Here is a 20,369-nt window from a genome sequence, read left to right as displayed (position 1 = left end):
GCGAGCGCGATTCACTGAATCCGAGCGAAGCGAGGATTCAGCCTTTTTCACCCATGTTTTTCGAGGAGTGGTGCCCGCAGCGAGCGGAGCGAGCGAGGACACCCGACGATGAAAAAGATGGCTGTACTTAGCATTCGCGCGAACGTAGTGAGCGCGATTCACCGGAACCGAGCGAAGCGAGGTTCCGGCCTTTTTCACCCATGTTTTTGGCCCGGGGGTCGCGAACGGAGTGAGCGACCCCCCGGCGAAAAAGATGGTTTCTACTCTTCGAGGGCCGATTCGGCGCCGGGCGGGAGGTCTTCCGGGCGCATCACGACGTTGCCCCGACCCACGTCGACCTTGACGATGGCGTCGTCGGACTCCATCGCGGAGAGGACGCGGCTGACTTTCGACTTCGACCACTCGGTCTCCTGGACGAGGGCCGCCTGGCGCATCCGCCCGTCGTGGTCGTCGAGCAGGGTGAACACGACCTCCTCGTCCGAGAGGAACTCGGTGGGCACCTCGTCGGCGTCGGCGGCCGCTTCCCCCTCGGCGGCCTGCGTACTCCCGTCCGAGACGACCGCGGCGGGCGTCGCTTCGGCTTCCGACCCGGTGGGTTCGTCCTCGCCTCCTCCGGTGTCCGACCGCTCGCGCTCGCCGGTAGAGAGCGCGCGCCGGACGCGGCCGACGGGGGCGCGACCGGACCACACGAGGAAGACGACGACCGCGATCGCGGCGACCGCGACGCCGATCAATCCCGCGAGGGCGACGGAGAACACCTCGTTACCGGACCGCTCGACCTCTTCCGGGTCGGGGACTCCGTCGCCGTCGGTGTCGGGGTTGGTCGGGTCCGTCTCGAACTCGTTGACTTCCGGCCCGTCTTCGAGGCCGTCGCCGTCGGTGTCGGGGTTGGTCGGATTCGTGCCGTAGGTGTTGACTTCCGCGCCGTCTTGGAGGCCGTCGCCGTCGGTGTCGGGGTTGGTCGGGTCGGTGTCGTACTCCTCGACTTCCGCGCCGTCTTCGAGGCCGTCGCCGTCGGTGTCGATCTGGTTGGGGTCGGTGCCGTAGGTGTTGACTTCAAGGTTGTCGTCGAGGCCGTCGGCGTCGGTGTCGGCGTCCAGCGGGTTCGTCTCGAACTCCTCGATCTCCGCGCCGTCGTCGAGTCCGTCACCGTCGCTGTCGGGTTCCGTCGGGTCGGTGTTGTACGTGTTGACTTCGAGCCCGTCGGCGACGCCGTCGCCGTCGGTGTCGGCCTTGTTCGGGTTCGTCTCGAGTTCGAGTTCGCGCGGGTCGGGCAGGCCGTCGTCGTCGGTGTCGACCTTCGTCGGGTCGGTCTGGTAGCGTTCGATCTCCGCGTGGTCCGAGAGGCCGTCGCCGTCGGTGTCGTTGTTCTTCGGCGAGGTTTCGTAGGTCTCCACCTCTACCTCGTCGGAGAGCCCGTCGCCGTCTGTGTCGTTCGACCGGAGCGACGTGCCGAGCGAGGCTTCACGTTCGTTGACGAGGCCGTCGCCGTCGAGGTCGCCGTCGCGTTCGAGGACGGTGACCGGGATCGTCTCGCTGTCGAGGTCGGTCGACGCGTTGGCCTCGGCCACCGCGACGCGGAGCTCCTGCTGCCCGGTCAGGTTCTGCGGCCAGTTCCCGACCTCGACGGTGACGGTCTGGTTCCCGCCAGCCGGGACGGAGAACCCGCTGCACCCGAGGTTGCCTTCGACCGAGACGACGCGCAGACAGGCCGAACCGTCGTCGAGCCCCTCGTCGCTAGCGGCCGTCACCGCGAAGCCGTGTTCCGCGGTCCGCCAGATCGCGAAGCCGTCGTCGAACTCAGTGACTGCGCCGTCGCCCCGGTAGGTGACGTCGGTGATCTGCGCGTCGACCGCCGACGTCGAGTGGCCGGCCTCCCCGGTCGCCGCAGAGACGATCGGTGCTGCGCCACTCGCCACTACGAGGACCGCGAGAAGCCAAACGTGAACGTTCCGTTCCATGGGGTCGTGGATGCCTGCCCGTCAACCGGACGTGGCCCGGCCCCGCCTCCCCGACCGGGCAGTTTCACGCGCGGGTGACAGAGTAGTATGGCTTGGGTGGCTGACGTTAGGAACCTTACGGCGCCACCAGAAGGGTATGACCACCTTTCCGGGCCGAAATACCTCCATACCGGTCGGACGACGACCGCGGCGAGCGCGAGTTCCTGGCGGAGAGCGGGCTACCACGGGGGGAGGGGACTATGGGCGAGCTTCGTCACCGACGAGTCGTGTCGGCGCGCGCGTCTCGTCCGGTCTGTCCGACCAGGGCTCGCTGATCGAGATCTTCATGTCCTCGGCGAGCCGGACCGTGTCCCCGCGCGGGTCGTACGTGAGGACGCCGAAATCGTCGAGTTTTAACAGATGCGCACACCCGAGTCGATCCCTGACGCGAGCCACCGCGGCGTCGTCCGCGTCGGCCGGTCGGTCGTGGCCACGCCACCAGCCGACGAGGTGGGCCGCTACCTCCTCGACGGTCGCGCGGCCGTCGTGTTCCTGCAGGTAATAGAGTATCGCGCGACGTTCCCAGTCCGAGAAGACGTCGTGCATCGTCTCGATCTCGCTCGAATCTGGCGTCGGACGGTTGTGTGCCGGTCGGGTTCGCGAGTGCGTGTCTGACATGGTTGGCCTGGCAGGGGCTCAGAGACGACCCGGTCGCCGGTCTCGTCCACCGCGCCCCGTAGTCCAGTATAGGCCGGAGAGCCCCAAAGAACCGCGAACTCGTCCCGACCGTTGTCACAGTTCCTCACGGTTCGGTCCCGCATGGGTGGCCCCTATCCCCGGGACGTGAGCGCGTCTGCCGCCGTTTGGCGGCCGGGATCGTGAAACAGTCGAAACAGTCGGGCCGGGAGCGCGCAACCGACGAAACAGTCGGTATTCTGACCGTTCCGGCCGCCAAATCACCAGTGAACGGCCGTGAGGACGGACTCGGGACGATCGGGCGTCCGAACGAACTCGGCGCAGTAAGGACGGGTTACTCGACGAGCGCGGCGAGCAGGTCGGCGGCCAGTCCCTTCTCCAGGGGGTCGTTGGCGTTCCCGCAGTGGGGCGACTGCACGCAGGCCGGACAGCCGGACTCACAGGGGCAGTCCCGGAGCATCCCCAGCGTCCGTTCCATGAGGTCGACGACCGTCTCGTAGGCGCGCTCCGTCAACCCGACGCCACCCGGGTAGCCGTCGTAGACGAAGATCGTCGCGCAGTCGGTGTGGGGGTGTCGCGGCGTCGAGAGCCCGCCGACGTCCCGGCGGTCGCAGAGAAAGGACAGCGGAAACAGCGAGATCATGCCGTGCTCGGCCGCGTGGATGGCGCCGGGGAACGCGTCGGGTCCGTCCCCCGCCGTCCGGACGTCGGTCTCGACCTCGCCGGGAACGGTGAAGTAGAGCGCCTCGGTGTCCAGCGTCGTCTCGGGCAGGTCGAGCGCCTCGCGGCCGATCGGCTCGCCGCTCTGGCGGTCGTAGCGCTCGAAGTCGGTGATCTGTTTGCGCATGCTCACGTCGGCGAATCTGACTGTAACGTCTTCTCGCGTCGGCAGCGCGCGTTCGCGGCGGTCCGCTTCGACGGTTATCGTCTTGTCGTGAAGCACCTGCGTGTAGTAGTTCGGTCGCACGGGCGCGAGGTCCGCGATATCGTTCCGCAGGTCCAGATCGACCACCTCGAAGTCCTGGCCCTGGTGGTGGTATATCGCGCCGGGGTGGGCGTCGCGCAGGGCGTCCGCGAACGAGAGCGTCGCGATGGCGTTCCCGTTCCGGCGGTCCCGGAGCTGCACCTCGCGGTCGCCGATGGTCCGCAGGCTCATCTCGTGTTGCGGGCTGCCCCCGCCGTCGTAGAGCCACCGCAGGCCCGCGTCGGTGGTCCGCCGGTCGAGGTCGCCGGCCTCGGTCAGGTCGGCGACCACGTCGGGGAAGGGCTCGCCGAAGTACCGGTCGTCGTCGGGACGGAGCCAGTTCTCGCGTGCAGCTGCGCGCACGTGGTCCGGCAGGAGGTGTTCGTTCTCGGGGTTCGAGATGGCCTCCTCCGGGTCGTTCTCGAAGAAGTCGCGCGGGTGGGCCATCAGGTACTGGTCGAGCTGGTCCTCGCCGGCGACCATCGCGACGAGCGAGGGGTCGGTGCCCCGGCCGGCCCGGCCGCCCTGCTGGAAGGCGGCCATCCGCGTGCCGGGATAGCCGTCGAGCAAGACGACGTCGAGGCCGCCGATGTCGACGCCGAGTTCGAGTGCGTTCGTGCTCCAGACGCCGCGCACCTCGCCCGAGTCGAGGCCATCCTCGATCTCGCCGCGGCGCTCGTCGGTGAGCGCGGCCTGGTAGGCGTCCACGTTCCGGGCCGCCTCGTGTTCGCCGCGGTCGCGCAGATCGCTGGCGCTGTCGGTCGCGTAGCGCTCGGCGACCTGCCGGGAGCGGGTGAACGCGACGGTCTGGTAGCCGCGAGCCACCAGGTCGACGAACAGGCGCTTGGTCTCGACGTGACTGGAGCGGCGCCGACCGCTCCCGAACCCCTCGCCCGCGTCGTACTCGGGCGGGTTCCAGAACAGCCAGTGGGTCGGTCCCGTCGCGCTGGTGTCCTCGTCGACGAGTTCGAACGACTCGGGCGACTGCCCCGTGACCGTCGCGGCGTGGTCGACGGGGTTGCCGATGGTCGCCGAGCAGCAGACCCAGTCGGGGTCGGCGTCGAAGCGTTCGCAGATGCGCTGGAGCCGCCGGAAGACCATCGACACGTGACTCCCGAAGACGCCGCGGTACTCGTGGACCTCGTCGACGACGACGGTCTCCAGACGCTCGAAGAACCAGTCCCACAGCCGGTGGGCGTGGGGCATGATGCCGTAGTGGAGCATGTCTGGCGTCGTCAGCAGGACCGTCGGTTGACGCTCGCGGATGGCCTCTTTCTCGTTGCGGTCCTGTCGGCCGGTGTACTGCGCGACGGAGACGCCCGAGGCGAAACCAAGCCCGTGGGCGAGGTCGGAGAGGGTCTCCTCCTGGTCGTTGATGAGCGCGACCTGCGGCGCGACGTAGAGGGTGGTCGCGCGCTCGTCGAGCGCGCGTTCGAAGGCGGGGACGGTGTAGGCGACGGACTTCCCGCTGGCCGTCGGCGTCGCGAGGACGACGTTGTCCCCCTCGCGGACGGCCGAGACGGCGCTCGCCTGGTGGTCGTAGAGACGCTCGACGCCGTCGGATTCGAGGGCGCTGGCGAGCCGCGAGTCCAGGTCCACGTCGGCGAACGTCGCCTCGCGGCCGGGCGTCACGTGCCGCTCGGTGATCTGTCCCTCGAAGTAGGGCCTGCCCTGCAGCCAGCGGATCGTCTCGTCCACGTCTACAGGGTCGTTAGCGAGCGGAGCAAAAGCGGTTGCGCCTCACGAGTTCGTCGGACCCGCGAGCGACCGTCAGTCCTCGCGAGTCCGGGTCGTCGCCAGCACGGCGAGCGAGAGCCCCATCAGGCCGACGAACGGCGCCGGGAACAGCGGCGACGTGGAGAGCGTCTCCAGCGCCGTCTGGTCGGCGGCGGGCGCGTTGCCGGCGTCGCCGTCGTCGTCCGGTGTTTCGGTCGGCGTCTCGGTGTCCTCGTCATCGCCGTCGTCCTCGGGCGTCTCGGTCGGCGTTTCGGTCTCCTCACCCTCGCCCGTGTCAGCGTCGTCGGGGTAAGCCTTGATCGACCCGCGGTCGAGTTCGCTCTGCGCGAATCGCAGCTGGGTCTGGCCCGGCGCGCAGGGACTGCTCGCGGAGCGGTCGCCGCTCACGTCGGTCCCCTCGCCGGCCTCGATGACGCCCGGGCTCCCGGACTGCTCGTAGAGCCCGGTATCGGTCCCGTGGACGACTGACTCAGGCCCCATGCCGGGGCCGCCTTCCCGGTAGTTGACGGTGACCGGGTCGCCCTCGGCGTTGTCCTCGACGTTGTTGACGATGATCACCCTCCGATCCGTCTGGTCGGAGTCGAAACAGAGGGCCACGAAGTCGATCGCGCCCTCTTCCGGTTCGGCGCCGGGCGCCTGGGTCGTCTGCGTCGGCGTCTCGGTGGCCGTCGCGGTGTCGGTGGCCGTGTCGGTCTCCGTGACCGTGTCGGTCTCCGTCTCTGGGGCGGCCGCCGTCTCGGTCTCGGTGTCGGTCTCCGTGACCGTCTCGGTCTCGGTGTCGGTCACGGTCGCGGTGTCGGTGGCCGTGTCGGTCTCGGTGTCAGTCCCGGTGGCGGTGTCCGTCGCGGTGTCCGTCGGCGTCTCGGTGGCCGTCACGGTACCGGTCGCGGTCGGCGAGTCCGTCTCGGTCGGCGCCTCGGTTTCCGGGGCCACGGTCTCGGGGCAGTCGACGCGGAGCGCGTACGCGGCGCCCGCGTCGGTGCGGTTCAGCGAGTCGTTTTGGGGCGCGCCCACGACGAGGTCGGCGTCCCCGTCGTCGAAGAAGTCCCCCGCGTCGGCGACCGCGAAGCCGGCCTTGTCCCCGTCGGCTGCGCCGAGGAAGGTGGCGTCGGCGTCGGAGAGGTTCACCTCGTCGTCGAGGGCGTCGTCGCCGTTCACGAGGTATGCCGCGCCGGCGTTCTCGGCGGAAGTGTCGTTGGCGGGCGCGCCCACGAGCACGTCGCTCGCGGCGTCGCAGCCCGTGCCGTCGGCGCCGTAGGAGGCGACGGACCAGCCGGCGCGGTCGAGCGCTCCCTCACCGGCCATGCGAACGTCGGCCTCGGCGAGGGACGTCCCGTCGTCGGCGCCCTCGTCACCGAGGTCGTCGTCGCCGTAGACGACGTAGGCCGCGCCCGCGTTCGTGCGGTTGTTCGAGTCGTTGTACGGTGCGCCGACGATCAGGTCGTCGACGGTGTCGTTGTTCACGTCGCCCGCGCCGGCGACCGACCAGCCCGCGCGGTCGCCCTCCGAGACGCCGACGTAGGTCGCAGTCGCGTCTTCGAGCGAGACGGTGTCGTCCGCGGAGCCGTTCACGACGTAGACTGCGCCGGTCCGGGTCAGCCCCTCGGTCCCGTCGGTGGCGTTGTACCCGGGTGCGCCGACGGCGACGTCGCCGACGCCGTCGTCGTTCACGTCGCCCGCGTCAGCGACCGACCAGCCGGCGTTACTGCCGTCGCGCTCGCCGAGGAAGGTCGCGTCCGCGTCGGAGAGGTTCACTCGCACGTCGGGCGAGTCGGCGATGGTGTCCCCGTCGACGACGTAGGCGGCGCCGGCGTTCGTCCCGCTCGTGTTGGCGTACGGCGCGCCGACGGCGACGGCGTCGGTCCCGTTCGTCCCGTTCACGGCCGCGACGGAGTAGCCCGCGAGACCGTCGTCGGCCGTGCCGGCCAGCACCGCGTCGGCCTCGGAGAGGTTCATCGCCGACGGGAGCGACTCGTTGCCGTAGATCACGTACGCGGCGCCGCCGTTGGGCGCGGCGCTGTCGTTGTACGGAGCGCCGACGACGACGTCGTCGAGGCCGTCACCGTTGACGTCGCCGGCCGTCGAGACGGACCACCCCGCCAGTTCGTTGTTCTCGGGGGCTCGCAGCACTACGTCGGCGTCGGAGAGGTTCACGTCACCGGGGTCGGCCGGCCCGTAGACGACGTAGGCTGCGCCCGCGTTCGGAGCGGCGGAACTGTTGCGCGGCGCGCCGACGATCAGGTCGGTCACGCCGTCGCCGTTCACGTCGCCCGCGTTCGCGACTGACAGGCCAGCAGTGTCGTTGACGCCTTCACCGTAGAACGCCGATTCGGCGTCAGAGAGGTTCGTCGAGTCCGCGAAACCGTCGGGCTGTGCCTGCGCCGCAGATGCCTCGTTCTCGGCTGTCGCCGACGGTCCCCCGGCCGCTCCGAGGTCGACCGCGCCGGCGACGACTGTACTCAACAGGACCAGCGCGACGATACCGACCACGACCAGTCGGCCGCGAGTCGGCCAGGATCTCGTTGGTGATTCGTCTGACATGCATCGGACGCACGAACAGCCCTGTCGTTGTTATTCAGCGACCATCGCGAGTAACCTCGGAGAGACCACGAGACAACGCGACGTTACCCGACCTCCGGGTGAACGCTCCCGACTGTTCCGACTCGCCCAGACGCTGCTCGCTACCGGAATCCACACCGTCGTTCGGCGGGCCGCTCTCCCGCGGCGAACGGTCCCGGAAAGGCGGTATTTGACGACGCAGTCACGCGATTACGGGTGGGACAGCGGACAGCGATCGAGGCGCGATTGAAGTCCGCCACCGTCGCAGTACGAGAACGTGAACGAGTCGGCGATAGTCCTCCACGGGGGCTGCTCCGTCGGTCAGTCCTCGTCCGGCGGTGGCGACTTCGCGCCGAAAAAATAGAGTCGGATCGGGTCGCTACTCGTCGCGAACGCGGGTCATCGCCAGCACGGCGAGCGAGAGTCCCATCAGGCCGACGAACGGAGCCGGGAACAGCGGCGACTGCGAGAGCGTCTCCAGTGCAGTCTGGTCGCTGGCAGCCTCGTTGCCGGCGCCGCCGTCGTCGGTACCGGTCCCTTCGTAGGTCTTGGTCGCTCCGTCGGTCAGTTCGTTCGATTCGAACTTCACCGCGGTCTCGCCATCGGCACAGGGCTCGTTCGGAGAGCGGTCGGCGGTCACGTCGGTACCCTGACCGCTGACGACCGTTCCGGAACTGCTTCCGGATTGTTCGTAGATCGGCTGGCCGGCTTTGTGGACGACCGAAGTCGGTGCCGGTCCGTCCACCGAGTAGTCGACCTCGATGATCTCGCCCTCGCTGTCCGTCCTCACTTCGTCGATGGTTATCGTCGAGTCTTCCGTCTGGTCAGACGGGAAGCAGAACGCGATGAAACTGATCCCCTTCTGACCGTCCTCGGGCGTGTCAGTCGGCGTGTCGGTCGGCGTGTCAGTCGGCGTGTCGGTTGGCGTGTCAGTCGGCGTGTCGGTCGGCGTGTCAGTCGGCGTATCGGTTGGCGTGTCAGTCGGCGTGTCAGTCGGCGTATCGGTTGGTGTATCGGTTGGCGTGTCAGTCGGCGTGTCTGTTGGCGTGTCGGTTGGCGTCGCAGTCGGCGTGTCGGTTGGTGTATCGGTTGGCGTCGCAGTCGGCGTGTCAGTCGGCGTGTCGGTTGGCGTCGCAGTCGGCGTGTCAGTCGGCGTGTCGGTTGGCGTCGCAGTCGGCGTGTCGGTTGGCGTCGCAGTCGGCGTGTCGGTTGGCGTCGCAGTCGGCGTGTCAGTCGGCGTGTCGGTCGGCGTGTCAGTCGGCGTGTCAGTCGGCGTCGCGGTCGGCGTCGCGGTCGGCGTTGCAGTCGGCGTCGCGGTCGGCGTGTCGGTCGGCGTCGCAGTCGGCGTTGCAGTCGGCGTCGCAGTCGGCGTCGCGGTCGGCGTCGCAGTCGGCGTCGCGGTCGGCGTTGCAGTCGGCGTCGCGGTCGGCGTGTCGGTTGGCGTCGCAGTCGGCGTATCGGTCGGCGTCGCAGTCGGCGTATCGGTCGGCGTCGCAGTCGGCGTCGGGGTGTCGGTTGGCGTCGCAGTCGGCGTCGCGGTCGGCGTCGCAGTCGGCGTTGCCGTTGCCGTCGGGGTGTCGGTTGGCGTCGCAGTCGGCGTCGCGGTCGGCGTCGCAGTCGGCGTCGCAGTCGGCGTTGCCGTTGCCGTCGGGGTGTCGGTTGGCGTCGCAGTTGCCGTCGGCGTGTCGGTCGCGACGGCCTCTCTGCAATCGCTGAAGACCAGGTACGCGGCGCCCGCGTCGGTGCGGTTCAGCGAGTCGTTGTACGGGGCCCCGATCACCACGTCTTCGAAGCCGTCGTCGTCCATGTCGCCGGCCTCGGAGACGGCGTAGCCCGCCTGGTCGCCCTCGGACTCACCGAGGAACGTCGCGTCGGCGTCGGAGAGGTTCAGGTCGCCGCCGAGCGACGCGTTACCCGAGACGAGGTATGCCGCGCCGGCGTTCTCTGCGGAAGTGTCGTTGCCGGGCGCGCCCACGAGCACGTCGGCGATGTCGTCGCACGTCACGTCGCCCGAACCGGCCGCGGAGACGGACCAGCCGGCGCGGTCGAGCGCGCCTTCACCGGCCATGCGAACGTCCGCGTCGGACAGCGACAGCTCGCCTCCGACGTCCGTGCCTCCGTAGACAGCGTACGCGGCGCCGGCGTTGGTGTGATTGTACGAGTCGTTGTAGGGCGCGCCGACGACCACGTCGGCGAACCCGTCGTCGTTCACGTCACCCGCGTCCGAGACCGCCCAGCCTGCTCGGTCGCCCTCCGCTTCACCGATCAGCGTCGTCGTGGCGTCGGCCAGCGATACCTCGCCTCCCTCTTCGGCGTTCGCGACGTACGCGGCGCCGGTGAAGTTGAGGGCCTCGCCCGTCTCGGACTCCGCGGCGGTGACGTTGTACCGCGGTGCTCCTATCACGACGTCCTCCTCCGTGTCGCCGTCGACGTCGCCGGCGGTCGAGACCGACCAGCCGGCGTTGCTACCGTTGCGCTCGCCGAGGAAGGTCGTACTCGCCTCGGAGAGGTTCAGGGAGCTCCCGGGGGACTCGACGACGGAGAGCCCGTTGACGACGTAGGCGGCACCGGCGTTCTCACCGCCGGCGTCCGCGTACGGCGCGCCGACGATCACGTTACCGTACGTACCCGTCGTGTTGACGTTCGAGACGGAGTAGCCGGCGAGTCCGTTGGCCTCCGTGCCGGCCAGCACCGCGTCGGCCTCGGAGAGGTTCATCGTCGCCGGGAGCGACTCGTCGCCGTAGATCACGTACGCGGCGCCGCCGTTGGGCGCGGCGCTGTCGTTGTACGGAGCGCCGACGACGACGTCGTCGAGGCCGTCACCGTTGACGTCGCCAGCCGTCGAGACGGACCACCCGGCCAGTTCGTTGTTCTTCACGCCGCGGAGCGTCACGTCGGCGTCAGAGAGGTTCACGTCGCCGGGATCGGCCGGCCCGTAGACGATGTAGGCGGCGCCGGCGTTCGGACCGCCGGAACTGTTGCGCGGCGCGCCGATGACGAGGTCGTCGATCCCGTCACCGTTTACGTCACCGGCCTCCGAAACTGTCCATCCCGCCGTGTCGTTGACGGCTTCACCGGCGTACTTTACGTCCGCATCTGTCAGGTTTATCGTCCCCTCGTACCCGCTCTGGGACGACTCCTGCATCGGTACGGCGTCGGCCGGCGCGTCCGGCACTGTGCCGAGCTGGACGGCACCAGCGACGGACGTACTCACTATGAACAACAACACGATACCGGCCACGGCGAGCCGTCCACGTGTCGATTCTCCACTGGATTGCTGTGTCATGCCATGACATCCACGAAAGCTGGCGACATTGTTATTGAGCTACCAGTGCGAGTAATCCCGGACAATCGTTCAGCGGGTGTCCCGATCGGTTGTGGTTACGTCGCTTCGATCGTCCGTCGGCGCGCTGTCCGTGAACGGGCGGATCAGTGGGTTCGCGATGGGCGCCGCGTTGGTCTCGCTTACGGTGCGAAACGTGATATTTGTCTCCGCCGTCCCGAGATCTGTGGCTCGTCTCTCCGTTCGTTCGCCGGCGTAGCCACCGTGCGGACTGGTCGAGGTACGCTCGCGCCTCCCCCAGTACGAACGCGTTACAACAGGGCGATTCAAGACAACATTTACGTTCTATACATGTGGTTGACGTTTGTGGCCTACCACGTCATCGACCCGATGGACCTGGAGCCGGAGCCGGACCGACCGTCCGAGATGCGCTACGTCAGCGAGGCCGCCGACATGGATCGGCTGGGGTTGCGCACCTACACCGTCGCACCGGGCGAGGAGATCCCCCTCTCGGGCCTGCACTACCACGACGAACAGGAGGAGGTCTTCTACGTCCGCTCCGGTGAACTCAGCGTCGAGACGCCCGAGGAGCTGTACACCGTGCCGGCGGGCCGGTTCTTCGTCGCCGAACCCGAGAGCCCTCACCGCGCGCACAACGCGGACGACGCGGACGAACCCGTGCGTGTGATCGGGATCGGTGCGCCCCCGCTCAGCGACGGACACCCCTGCGACGAGTGACCGAGTTCACGGCGGACGTGTAGCCGGTGGTCGTCCCGACCGGCGGCGCGGAGCACGGACCATCTCGACTGGTCGGGGGCCGCTCGCTGACGCTCGTCTCGAACGCGGCGGACAGTCGGCACCGACAGAGCGGCCGTCCCGGACACCGGAAGACGAAAGGGACGCCTCGCGCAAAGAGTGTGCAATGGCCGGCGAGACGCTGTCGCGTCGCCTCGAGGGAGCCGTGTCGCCGATGGCGGCACTGGTCGTCGCGATCCTCGCGATGTCGACGAGCGCCATCCTCATCCGCTGGAGCGGGGCGCCGCCGTCGGTCGCCGCGTTCTACCGGGTCCTCTTCACCGTCGGACTGCTCGCACCCCTGGCGTTCTCGCGCCACGGCGAGGACCTGCGGTCGCTCGGGCGCCGCGACGCCCTCGCGGCCGGAGTCACGGGCGTCGCGCTCGCCGTCCACTTCGCCGCCTGGTTCCAGTCGGTCAGGTGGACGAGCGTCGCGGCCTCGGTGACGCTGGTCCAGTCGCAGACGCTGTTCGTCGCCGTCGGCGCCGCGCTGTACCTCGACGAGCGACTCACGCTCCCGAAGGCCGCCGGTATCCTGGTCGCGCTCGCGGGGGCGGTCGTCATGTCGGTCGGCGAACTCCTCGGCGGCGCGCTGGTCGGCCCCCGACCGCTCGCGGGGAACGCCCTCGCGCTCCTCGGCGCGGTGATGATGGCCGGCTACGTCCTCGCCGGGCGGTCGCTTCGCGACCGGGTCGCGCTCGTCCCGTACGTCACGGTCGTCTACTCGGCGTGCGCCGTCGTTCTGGGCGCCATCGTGCTCGCCCAGGGCGACAGCCTCGTCGACTATCCCCCGGTCGAGTGGGGGCTGTTCCTCGCGATGGCGATCGGCCCCGGCGTCTTCGGGCACACGGTCATCAACTGGGCGCTCGAACACGTCGAGTCATCGCTCGTCAGCGTCTCGCTGCTGGGCGAACCCGTCGGGAGCACGCTACTCGCACTGGTCCTGCTCGCAGAGGTTCCGGGCGCCTGGACGGTCGGCGGAGGGGCGGTCGTTCTCGGCGGTATCTACCTCACCGCGCGAGCGCGAGTGTCCTGACTGCCGCGTACCGGCCGTTCAGGCGGCGTGTTTCTCGATCTCGCCCTTGACGGCGGCGCCGTCGAAGTCGTGTTCGGGACGGATGTTGACGAAGTCGAGGAACTCCCGGGCCTCCAGCAGGGCGTCGGTGTCGTGGACTTCGAGGGCTGCGGCGACGGCGTCGCGCGCGCCGACGAGCGGTTCGAGGGCGCCGAGCGCACAGGCGGTGTCGTAGGCGCGGGCGTCCTCGATGGCGTCGCCGCTGACTTTGGTCGCGTCGATGAAGTACAGGTCGCCGCCGGAGACGAGGACGTTCTCGCGCTGGAGGTCGCCGTGGGCGAGGTTGTTGTCGTGCATCCGGTCCAGCGCCTCGAAGAGACCGACTGCGTGCCCGCGCACCTCGTCGGGTGGCAAGTCGTCGAGCGACCGGAAGTCGGGGAGGTACTCGAGGACCATCACGGCCACGTCCTCGAACTCGAAGGCCTCCTTGGGTTCGGGCGCGTTGACGCCGATCTCGCGCATCCGTTCGTTGGCCTCCAGTTCGTGTTCGGCCATCTCGATGGGCGCGTCGAAGCGCTCGAAGAAGCCTTCCGTCCCCGAGGAGAACGCGCCGAGGTTGCGACCGGCGGTCAACAGCGCGTGGACCAGCGAGTTCTGCTCGGTGACGACCTTCACGAACAACTGGTCGTTGACGACGCAGGGCGTCGACAGCCAGTTGTCCGCCTCGAGGAAGACGACTCTGGCCGTCTCCAGGTCGTAGCGGTCCATCACCTCCCGGATCGCCCCTTCGAGCGTCGGCCAGGGGACCGTCCCCCGGAGGAATCGCCTGAACGCCATCCGTCAACCGAGTCGCACCCCACGGGTTTAGTGGTTCTGTCACCGCTCGCCGTTCGTCCGCAGCGCCGACCTGATCTGCGGGCATCCCCGCCCCGCCGACACAGCCTTTATTCCGAGCGCCGGCAATATTTGCGTATGGACTTCACCCTCCCCGACGAGCACCGGATGATCCGGGAGACGGTGCGCGACGTCTGCGACGAGGAGATCGAGCCCATCGCCCAGGACATCGAGGACGAACACCGCTTCCCCGAGGAGGTGTTCGACGACCTGGCGGACCTGGACGTGATGGGCGTCCCGATATCCGAAGCGTACGGCGGCCTCGGTGGCGACCAGTTGATGTACGCGCTCGTCACGGAGGAACTGGGACGGGTGTCCGGATCCATCGGCCTCTCCTACGCGGCGCACGTCTCGCTGGCGAGCAAACCGATCGAGCTGTTCGGTACGGACGAGCAGAAAGAGCGGTGGCTCGAACCGCTGGCGACCGGCGAGTACCTCGGATCGTGGGCGCTCACCGAGCCCGGATCGGGGTCTGACGCCTCCGACATGGACACCACTGCCCGGCGGGACGGCGACGAGTGGGTGCTGAGCGGGACGAAGCAGTTCATCACCAACGCGAACGTGGCGGGGTCGGTACTCGTCAAGGCGGTCACCGAACCCGGCGCGGGCTACGACGGCATCTCGACGTTCATCGTCGACCCGGAGGACGACGGCTTCGAGATCTCGGCGGTGTGGGACAAGATGGGCCTGAACGCCTCGCCGACCTGCGAGATCACGCTCTCGGACGTGCGGATCCCGGACGAGCGCATCCTCGGCGAGCCCGGCGACGGCTGGGACCAGACGAAGAAGACGCTCGACGGAGGTCGGATCTCCATCGCGGCGCTCTCGGTCGGGCTGGCGCAGGGCGCGTTCGAGGCAGCGCTCTCGTACGCCAAAGAGCGCGAGCAGTTCGGCCAGCCCATCGGCGAGTTCGACGCCGTCCGGGACATGCTCGTCGCGATGGACCGCAAGATCGAACGGGCGCGCCTGCTGACGCACAAGGCCGCCGTCATGTACGACGAGCGCGAGGCGTCGAAGACGCCTCGTGGAGGCGGCGAAGCCGCCGGGGACGTGACGCGCCTGTCCTCGATGGCGAAGCTCGACGCCTCGGAAGTCTCCCGGGAAGTGGCGGAGGACGCCGTCCAGGTGCTGGGCGGCTACGGCTACACGACGGACTTCGCGCCCCAGCGGTTCTTCCGGGACGCCAAACTCATGGAGATCGGCGAAGGGACCAGCGAGATCCAGCGGCTCGTCCTGGGCCGGGAACTCGGACTGTAGTTGCCGAGAGTCGTTCGCTGCTCTCACCGACGAATTCGGACCGAACTCGGTTCGACCACGGAGAGATTTCGGACCGAGTTCGGAAAACCATCACAGTAGTGATCTGTGTTGGTCGAGACATGCGACTCACGAGGCGGGAGGTGCTGGCCGCAACCGCATCGAGCGTCGCCGTCGCCGGCTGTACCGGCGACGGCGACGAAACTGAGACACCCGGAGACGGGGCGGGCGCGCCGGACGGCGACGCGGGATCCGACGGCGGAGACGGAACCGACGACGCGGCCGCGGAGCCGTCGGCCGAGACGACCACGGGACCGACGGCCGACGGCACGCAAACGGAGGGCGACGAGACGCAAACGGGGGGAGCGGAGGCGCTCGTACAGGTGACGTCGCACGACCTCGGAGCGATCCTGGTCGGCCCCGACGGGATGACCCTCTACAACTTCGACTCGGACACGCAGGGTGCGGGGGAGAGTACCTGTTACGACGGCTGTGCGGAGGCCTGGCCGCCGCTCACGGTCGAAGACGAGTCCGCGGTGACCGCCGGGTCGGAGGTGACGGCGGAACTGACGACGTTCGAGCGCGACGACGGATCCCTGCAGGTCGCGGCGAACGGCTGGCCGCTGTACTACTTCGCCAGCGACGAGGAACCCGGCGACGCGAACGGGCAGGGGGCGAACGACGTGTGGTGGGTGCTCCGCCCCGACGGGACGCCCGTCCGTCCGGACGCGACGGCGACAGTCGGGGGGACAGCGACGGACGCGGACGACGAGACAGGTGGGGAGACGGACGAAGCGACCACTGACGGCGCGGAGACGGACACGGACGAAGAGACCACCGACGGCGGCACGGCGACGGACGACGACGGGTACGATTACCCCGCGCTCGAGCGTCGTTGAGCCGCAGTCCGGCGGCGTTCCGTTCGCGACTCGCCTGCAGCCCCGTCAGCGCTCCGCGGCGAGGACCCCGTAGCGTTCCATGTCGACCCGGCGGCCGCGGGCGAACGCCTGGCCGCGTAGCGTCCCCTCGTGTTCGAACCCGGCCTTCTCCAGGACGCGCATCGACGCGTCGTTGAACGCGAAGACGCGCGCCCATATCTTCTCGAAGCGGCGTTCGTCGAAGCCGTACTCGACCATCCGGCGGACGGCCTCGGTCGCGTAGCCGTTGCCCCAGTGGTCCGGGTGGAAGAAGTAGGCGAGTTCCGCGGTGCCCCACTCTCCGCTGACGTCGCGGAAGCTGATCGTCCCGACGCGCTCGCCGTCGACCCGCAGGAGGAACTGGACGCCGTCCTCGCCGAGCGATTCGAACCACTCGCGCTCGTCCTCCATGTTGATCGGGCGCGTCGCCGCGAGCCCCTCGCGGACGTCCGGGTGGTTGATGATGCTCTGCAGGAACGCCAGGTCGTCCTCTTCGACCGGGTGGAAGGTCACCCTCTCGGCTTCCATGAATATCGGACCGCTCATATCCCGGAGAACTCGCGGGGGACGCTTCAGCGTTCTTCCGGGGTGAGACTCGGTGGCACGCTACGGGAGGTCGCGCACGCGAGCGAGCATCTCGTCCAGGTCAGTCGGACAGGCGGCCAGCGAGTAGCCGTCGATGCGCGCGAGTTCGGCGGCGTGCTCCCAGACGCTCTCGTCGTCGAGGCCCTGGAGGACGACGGCGTTGGGCGTCGGATTCAGGACTCTGAGCGCGACCATGGCGCCCTCGCCGCTGGTGACGTTCGTGAACACGAGCGCCCGGTTGGTCGACTGCCCGTAGAGGCGGTAGAACTCCTCGGAGGAGAGCCGGGAGATCGCCTGGATGCTGTCGATGACGGTGTGGCCGGCGACGCTGTCCTGGGTGCCGCCGACGATCTCGGTCGCGCCGATGGCCTCGTAGAAGTCGTCGACGTGGACGGCGGTCGGGTACTCGCGGAGGTCGTGGACGATGTCGGCGTCGAACCCGGCCGAGAGCACGCGGACGTGCTGGCGGATGTGACTCCCGCCGCGGCGCGCGTCGATCGAAAGCAGCGCCTCGACGGTGCGCTTGACGACGCCGATGCCCGGGCTCTCGCGGCGGCCGCTCTCGTAGTCGGAGACGACCGACGGGGAGACGCTCAGTTCGTCGGCGAGTTCTGTCTGGGCGACCTCGAAGTCGGTGCGCCACTTCCGGAGGGTGCCGCCGGGGTCGTCGCTCAGGGCGATCTCGCCCGCGATCTTCTCGGCCAACTCGCGCCGCTGTCCCTGGCCCATTTGCCCGTTGGTGGACGAGTGGCGACAAAAGCGTGTCGGACCGCCCCACAGCGACGCCCTCGGTGTCCCCGACCGGTCGAGAGACCTCCGCCCCCGCGTCCCCCATTCGGTCGAGGGACATCGGCCGCCGGCCGGCCTCACTCGGCCGAGAGGTGCCCGCCGACGAGCCCGCCGATGGCGCCGAACAGGAGCGGGTAGACCGCGCCCGCCAGCAGGACCGCGGTGACGAGGTTCGGGCCGGCTGTCGCGTCGCCGACGGAGACGGCGAACAGGACGGCACCGGCGACCGACAGCGGCAGGTACCCCAGCAGGACGGCCGCGCCGTTGCGCGCAGCGGTCGTCGGGTCGTCTGCGGTGTTCCAGACCGTCGCGATGCCGGCGACGACGAGCAGGAGTGGCGGAACGACGAGGAAGGCGGTCAGCGCCGTCTCCTCGGCCCCGGCGACGAAGTTCTGGGCGGTCTGGCCGAACACCCCGGGGATCCGGACGGTGACGTTGTGGGCGTTGTAGAAGAGCCAGCCGACGATCTTCCAGGTGACGTTCTCGTCCGTCAGGAGGTTCAGCACGGTCGACCCGACCGAGTTCTCGATCTCGCTCGCGTGCGTGAGATACACCGCGAGATATCCGACCAGCCACGCGGCGATTCCCCCCGCTAGCCCCCCGGCGACGACCCGTTTCGTGTCCGTAGTCGTGTCTGCCATGTCCCGGTCGTCCGACCGCGGCGGGAAGTGCTTTCTGTCCTCGCGGCGGGACCGGGCAGACGCCGAGCGGGGACCGACCCGACACGAGCGGGGACCGACTCAGAAACGAGCGGACGATCGAGGCGGGTACCGCGTGGTTCGTGACGGGGAGCGTTCGGTACTCGCCCAATACCTTAGTCCGGTGCGGTCGGGCGTCCCGGCATGGCCGTGCGCGTCGCGCTCCTCCCGGCACAGACCGCGACGGGGACCCCGTCGCCGACCCCGGGCGTCGGGCCGGACGAACTCGTGGACTTCGCACCGACCGTCGTCCGGGGGGCCTGGTTCCTCCTCGGGGCGACTGTCGTCTTCCTCGCGGGCTGGTACCTCGTCGAACCGGCGATCAGCCGCGTGGTCCGGCGTCGCAACCGCAACAACCCGACCATCCACGACGCGATCTCCCGATACGTCCGCGTGCTCGTCGTCTTGCTGGCGCTCGTCGTCGGTGCCGGCGTCGCCGGCTACGCGAACGTCCTCACGAGTTCCGCACTCGTCGTCGCCGCGGTAACGCTCTCAGTCGGCGTCGCCGCCCAGTCAGTCGTCGGATCGCTCGTCAGCGGTCTCGTCCTCGTGTTCGACCCGGAGTTCAGCGTCGGCGACTACATCGAGTGGGACGACGGCCGCGGGACCGTCGAGGCGATCACGCTCCGGGTCACGCGCGTCGAGAACCTCGACGGCGCGCTCGTGACCGTTCCCAACACCGTCCTCACGAGCCAGCCGATCACCCGGCCGTTCGGTCGCGGTCGATACCGCGTCGTCGAACGGGTCGCCGTCGATTACGACGCCGACGTCGACGAGGCGAGATCGATCCTGACAGCGGTCGCTCGCGACATCGACGCGGTGTCCGCCGACCCCGAACCGGTCGCGTTCGTCGACGAACTCGACAACGACGCCGTGATCGTCCGCGTGCTCTTCTGGCTCGGTGACGTCCGACAACCGGAGGTCGCGGACGTCCGATCGACGTTCGCGACGGAGGTCAAATCGCGCTTCGAGGACGCCGACATCACGATCAGCCCCGCGCCGCAGCAGGAACTCCTGGGGCGGATCGCCGTCGACGAGGGGACACCTCCCGGGAGCTCCGAGGAGTCCGGCTGAGTCAGGGTCTCAGTCGTCCGCCGGCGCCGGGGCCGACTCGGTGCTCTCGCGCGTCACTCGCTCGCCGCTGACGGGCCAGCTCAGTTCGACCCTCCACCGCTGGCCGTCGGCCTCGTCCTCGACGGACTCGACGAGCTGGACCGGGCCCTCCGGTCTCGGCGGTCGGTTCCCGTCGGGTTCAGACGCCGGCGGCTCGTAGCGGGCGGTCAGTCGCTCGTCCAGGCCCCGGAGGTACGCGCCGAGTTCGTCCCGGTCGAGCGACGCCTCCCGATTCGTCCGCCGCTGGGCCGCACCGCGCCCGACGCCGCCGGGGCGGCCCGAGGAGTGCTCGCCGGTCACGGCGTTGATCACCGCGCCGACGAGGAGGACCAGCGCCGAGAAGTAGAGGTAGGTGACGACGACGACGACGCCGCCGAAGAAGCTGCTCGACCCGGGGTCGCTAAAGGAGAGGTAGACCTGGAAGAGCGCCTGGAAGGCGGCCCAGCCGACGGCGGCGAAGGCGGCGCCGGGCAACACGTCGCGGATCCCGACGTCGACGTCGGGGAAGACGTAGTACATCGGGAGGAAGGCCAGGACGAGGCCGCCGAGGAGGACGAGCGGTGACGCGTAACTGAGCAGCGGGATCGCGTCGGCGAACAGCGCGACCGCCGCACTGGCACCGACGGTCGCCAGCACGGCGACGACGAGCGCCCCGAAGACGACGACGCCGTCGCGGAACTTGTCGACCAGGGAGTTCTGGGCGGTCGTCTCGTAAATCTCCGAGAATGCGGTGTCGAGCCCGCGGAAGATCTTGAGCGCCCCCCAGACCAGCACGACGAACCCGATGACGGACGCCCCGCCGGACCCCGCGTCGTCGGAGAACAGCCCACTGACCACGTCGGCGATCGGACCGGGCAGGTACTGCTGGGCCGCGTCGACGACGCGCGCCTCCAGGCCGCCGCCGACGACGTTGAGCACGACGAAGAGGATGAGCAACAGCGGCGCCAGCGAGACGAACGCGTTGTACGCCAGGCCGGCGGCCATGAACGTCACGTTCTTGTCGGAGACGTCGCCGTAAACTCGGGTCCCGAACTGCCGAGCGCCTGCGAGCGAGACCATGCCGTCCGTTGGGGCCTCGGTCGGAAAACCGGCGTGCCGGCGGGTGCGTGCCCGTCGAGCCGGTCGGACCG

15 protein-coding genes are annotated in these 20,369 nt (G+C 69.2%); 5 read left to right on the top strand and 10 right to left on the bottom strand.

Translation table 11 applies throughout. The features are described from left to right. Positions 1–260: 260 nt before the first annotated feature. From ACMGFE_RS22165 to ACMGFE_RS22145, 5 genes are all read right to left on the bottom strand, one after another. On the bottom strand, positions 261–1,919 hold the full coding sequence (locus ACMGFE_RS22165; protein ID WP_436927466.1) for a helix-turn-helix transcriptional regulator: 1,659 nt from the start codon (positions 1,917–1,919) through the stop codon (positions 261–263). 279 nt (positions 1,920–2,198) lie between these two features. Then, positions 2,199–2,546 (bottom strand): DUF7344 domain-containing protein, encoded by a 348-nt coding sequence (locus ACMGFE_RS22160; protein ID WP_436927465.1) that lies wholly within the window; start codon positions 2,544–2,546, stop codon positions 2,199–2,201. Positions 2,547–2,970: 424 nt separating this feature from the next. Continuing rightward, positions 2,971–5,298 carry a DEAD/DEAH box helicase gene (locus ACMGFE_RS22155; RefSeq protein ID WP_436927464.1) on the bottom strand — a complete coding sequence of 776 codons (2,328 nt, stop codon included), beginning with the start codon at positions 5,296–5,298 and terminating at the stop codon, positions 2,971–2,973. A 72-nt stretch (positions 5,299–5,370) separates the two neighbouring features. Further along, complete coding sequence (locus tag ACMGFE_RS22150) at positions 5,371–7,878, bottom strand: integrin alpha (protein WP_436927463.1); 2,508 nt, start codon at positions 7,876–7,878, stop codon at positions 5,371–5,373. 397 nt (positions 7,879–8,275) lie between these two features. After that, entirely contained in the window at positions 8,276–11,182 is a 2,907-nt protein-coding gene (locus ACMGFE_RS22145; protein ID WP_436927462.1) for an integrin alpha, read from the bottom strand. Between the two features lie 363 nt (positions 11,183–11,545). On the opposite strand from ACMGFE_RS22145, the gene ACMGFE_RS22140 reads away from it, so the two are divergent. Then, positions 11,546–11,917: a cupin domain-containing protein gene (locus tag ACMGFE_RS22140; protein ID WP_436927461.1), complete on the top strand. Its 372-nt coding sequence runs from the start codon at positions 11,546–11,548 to the stop codon at positions 11,915–11,917. Positions 11,918–12,101: 184 nt separating this feature from the next. Continuing rightward, complete coding sequence (locus ACMGFE_RS22135) at positions 12,102–13,010, top strand: DMT family transporter (protein ID WP_436927460.1); 909 nt, start codon at positions 12,102–12,104, stop codon at positions 13,008–13,010. A gap of 18 nt (positions 13,011–13,028) precedes the next feature. On the opposite strand, the gene ACMGFE_RS22130 is transcribed toward ACMGFE_RS22135, so the two are convergent. Beyond that, positions 13,029–13,826 carry an RIO1 family regulatory kinase/ATPase domain-containing protein gene (locus ACMGFE_RS22130; protein WP_436927459.1) on the bottom strand — a complete coding sequence of 266 codons (798 nt, stop codon included), beginning with the start codon at positions 13,824–13,826 and terminating at the stop codon, positions 13,029–13,031. A 135-nt stretch (positions 13,827–13,961) separates the two neighbouring features. Here ACMGFE_RS22130 and ACMGFE_RS22125 point away from each other — a divergent pair, with 135 nt between their 5' ends. Both ACMGFE_RS22125 and ACMGFE_RS22120 read left to right on the top strand, forming a co-directional pair. Next, positions 13,962–15,140, top strand: coding sequence for an acyl-CoA dehydrogenase family protein (locus ACMGFE_RS22125; RefSeq protein WP_436927458.1), 1,179 nt, complete (start codon positions 13,962–13,964; stop codon positions 15,138–15,140). A 119-nt stretch (positions 15,141–15,259) separates the two neighbouring features. Beyond that, positions 15,260–16,036, top strand: coding sequence for a COG4315 family predicted lipoprotein (locus ACMGFE_RS22120; protein WP_436927457.1), 777 nt, complete (start codon positions 15,260–15,262; stop codon positions 16,034–16,036). Positions 16,037–16,081: 45 nt separating this feature from the next. Here the strand turns inward: ACMGFE_RS22120 and ACMGFE_RS22115 are convergent, their stop codons facing one another. The 3 genes from ACMGFE_RS22115 to ACMGFE_RS22105 all read right to left on the bottom strand — a co-directional run bounded on the left by ACMGFE_RS22115 (position 16,082) and on the right by ACMGFE_RS22105 (position 18,069). Continuing rightward, positions 16,082–16,600: a GNAT family N-acetyltransferase gene (locus tag ACMGFE_RS22115; RefSeq protein ID WP_436927456.1), complete on the bottom strand. Its 519-nt coding sequence runs from the start codon at positions 16,598–16,600 to the stop codon at positions 16,082–16,084. Positions 16,601–16,660: 60 nt separating this feature from the next. Then, entirely contained in the window at positions 16,661–17,368 is a 708-nt protein-coding gene (locus ACMGFE_RS22110; protein ID WP_436927455.1) for a helix-turn-helix domain-containing protein, read from the bottom strand. Positions 17,369–17,505: 137 nt separating this feature from the next. Further along, a complete protein-coding gene (locus tag ACMGFE_RS22105) occupies positions 17,506–18,069 on the bottom strand; it encodes a DUF7978 family protein (RefSeq protein WP_436927454.1) in 564 nt (187 codons plus the stop codon). Between the two features lie 201 nt (positions 18,070–18,270). Here ACMGFE_RS22105 and ACMGFE_RS22100 point away from each other — a divergent pair, with 201 nt between their 5' ends. Beyond that, positions 18,271–19,200: a mechanosensitive ion channel family protein gene (locus tag ACMGFE_RS22100; protein ID WP_436927453.1), complete on the top strand. Its 930-nt coding sequence runs from the start codon at positions 18,271–18,273 to the stop codon at positions 19,198–19,200. A 9-nt stretch (positions 19,201–19,209) separates the two neighbouring features. Here ACMGFE_RS22100 and ACMGFE_RS22095 read toward each other — a convergent pair whose 3' ends face one another. Continuing rightward, entirely contained in the window at positions 19,210–20,298 is a 1,089-nt protein-coding gene (locus ACMGFE_RS22095; RefSeq protein WP_436927452.1) for a YihY/virulence factor BrkB family protein, read from the bottom strand. Positions 20,299–20,369 lie beyond the last annotated feature (71 nt).

The organism is Halosimplex amylolyticum, from assembly GCF_051414035.1.
Taxonomy (GTDB): Archaea; Halobacteriota; Halobacteria; order Halobacteriales; family Haloarculaceae; genus Halosimplex; species Halosimplex amylolyticum.
The sequence above is the reverse complement of the archived record's forward strand: the minus strand, read 5'-3'. Positions and strand labels throughout refer to the sequence as shown.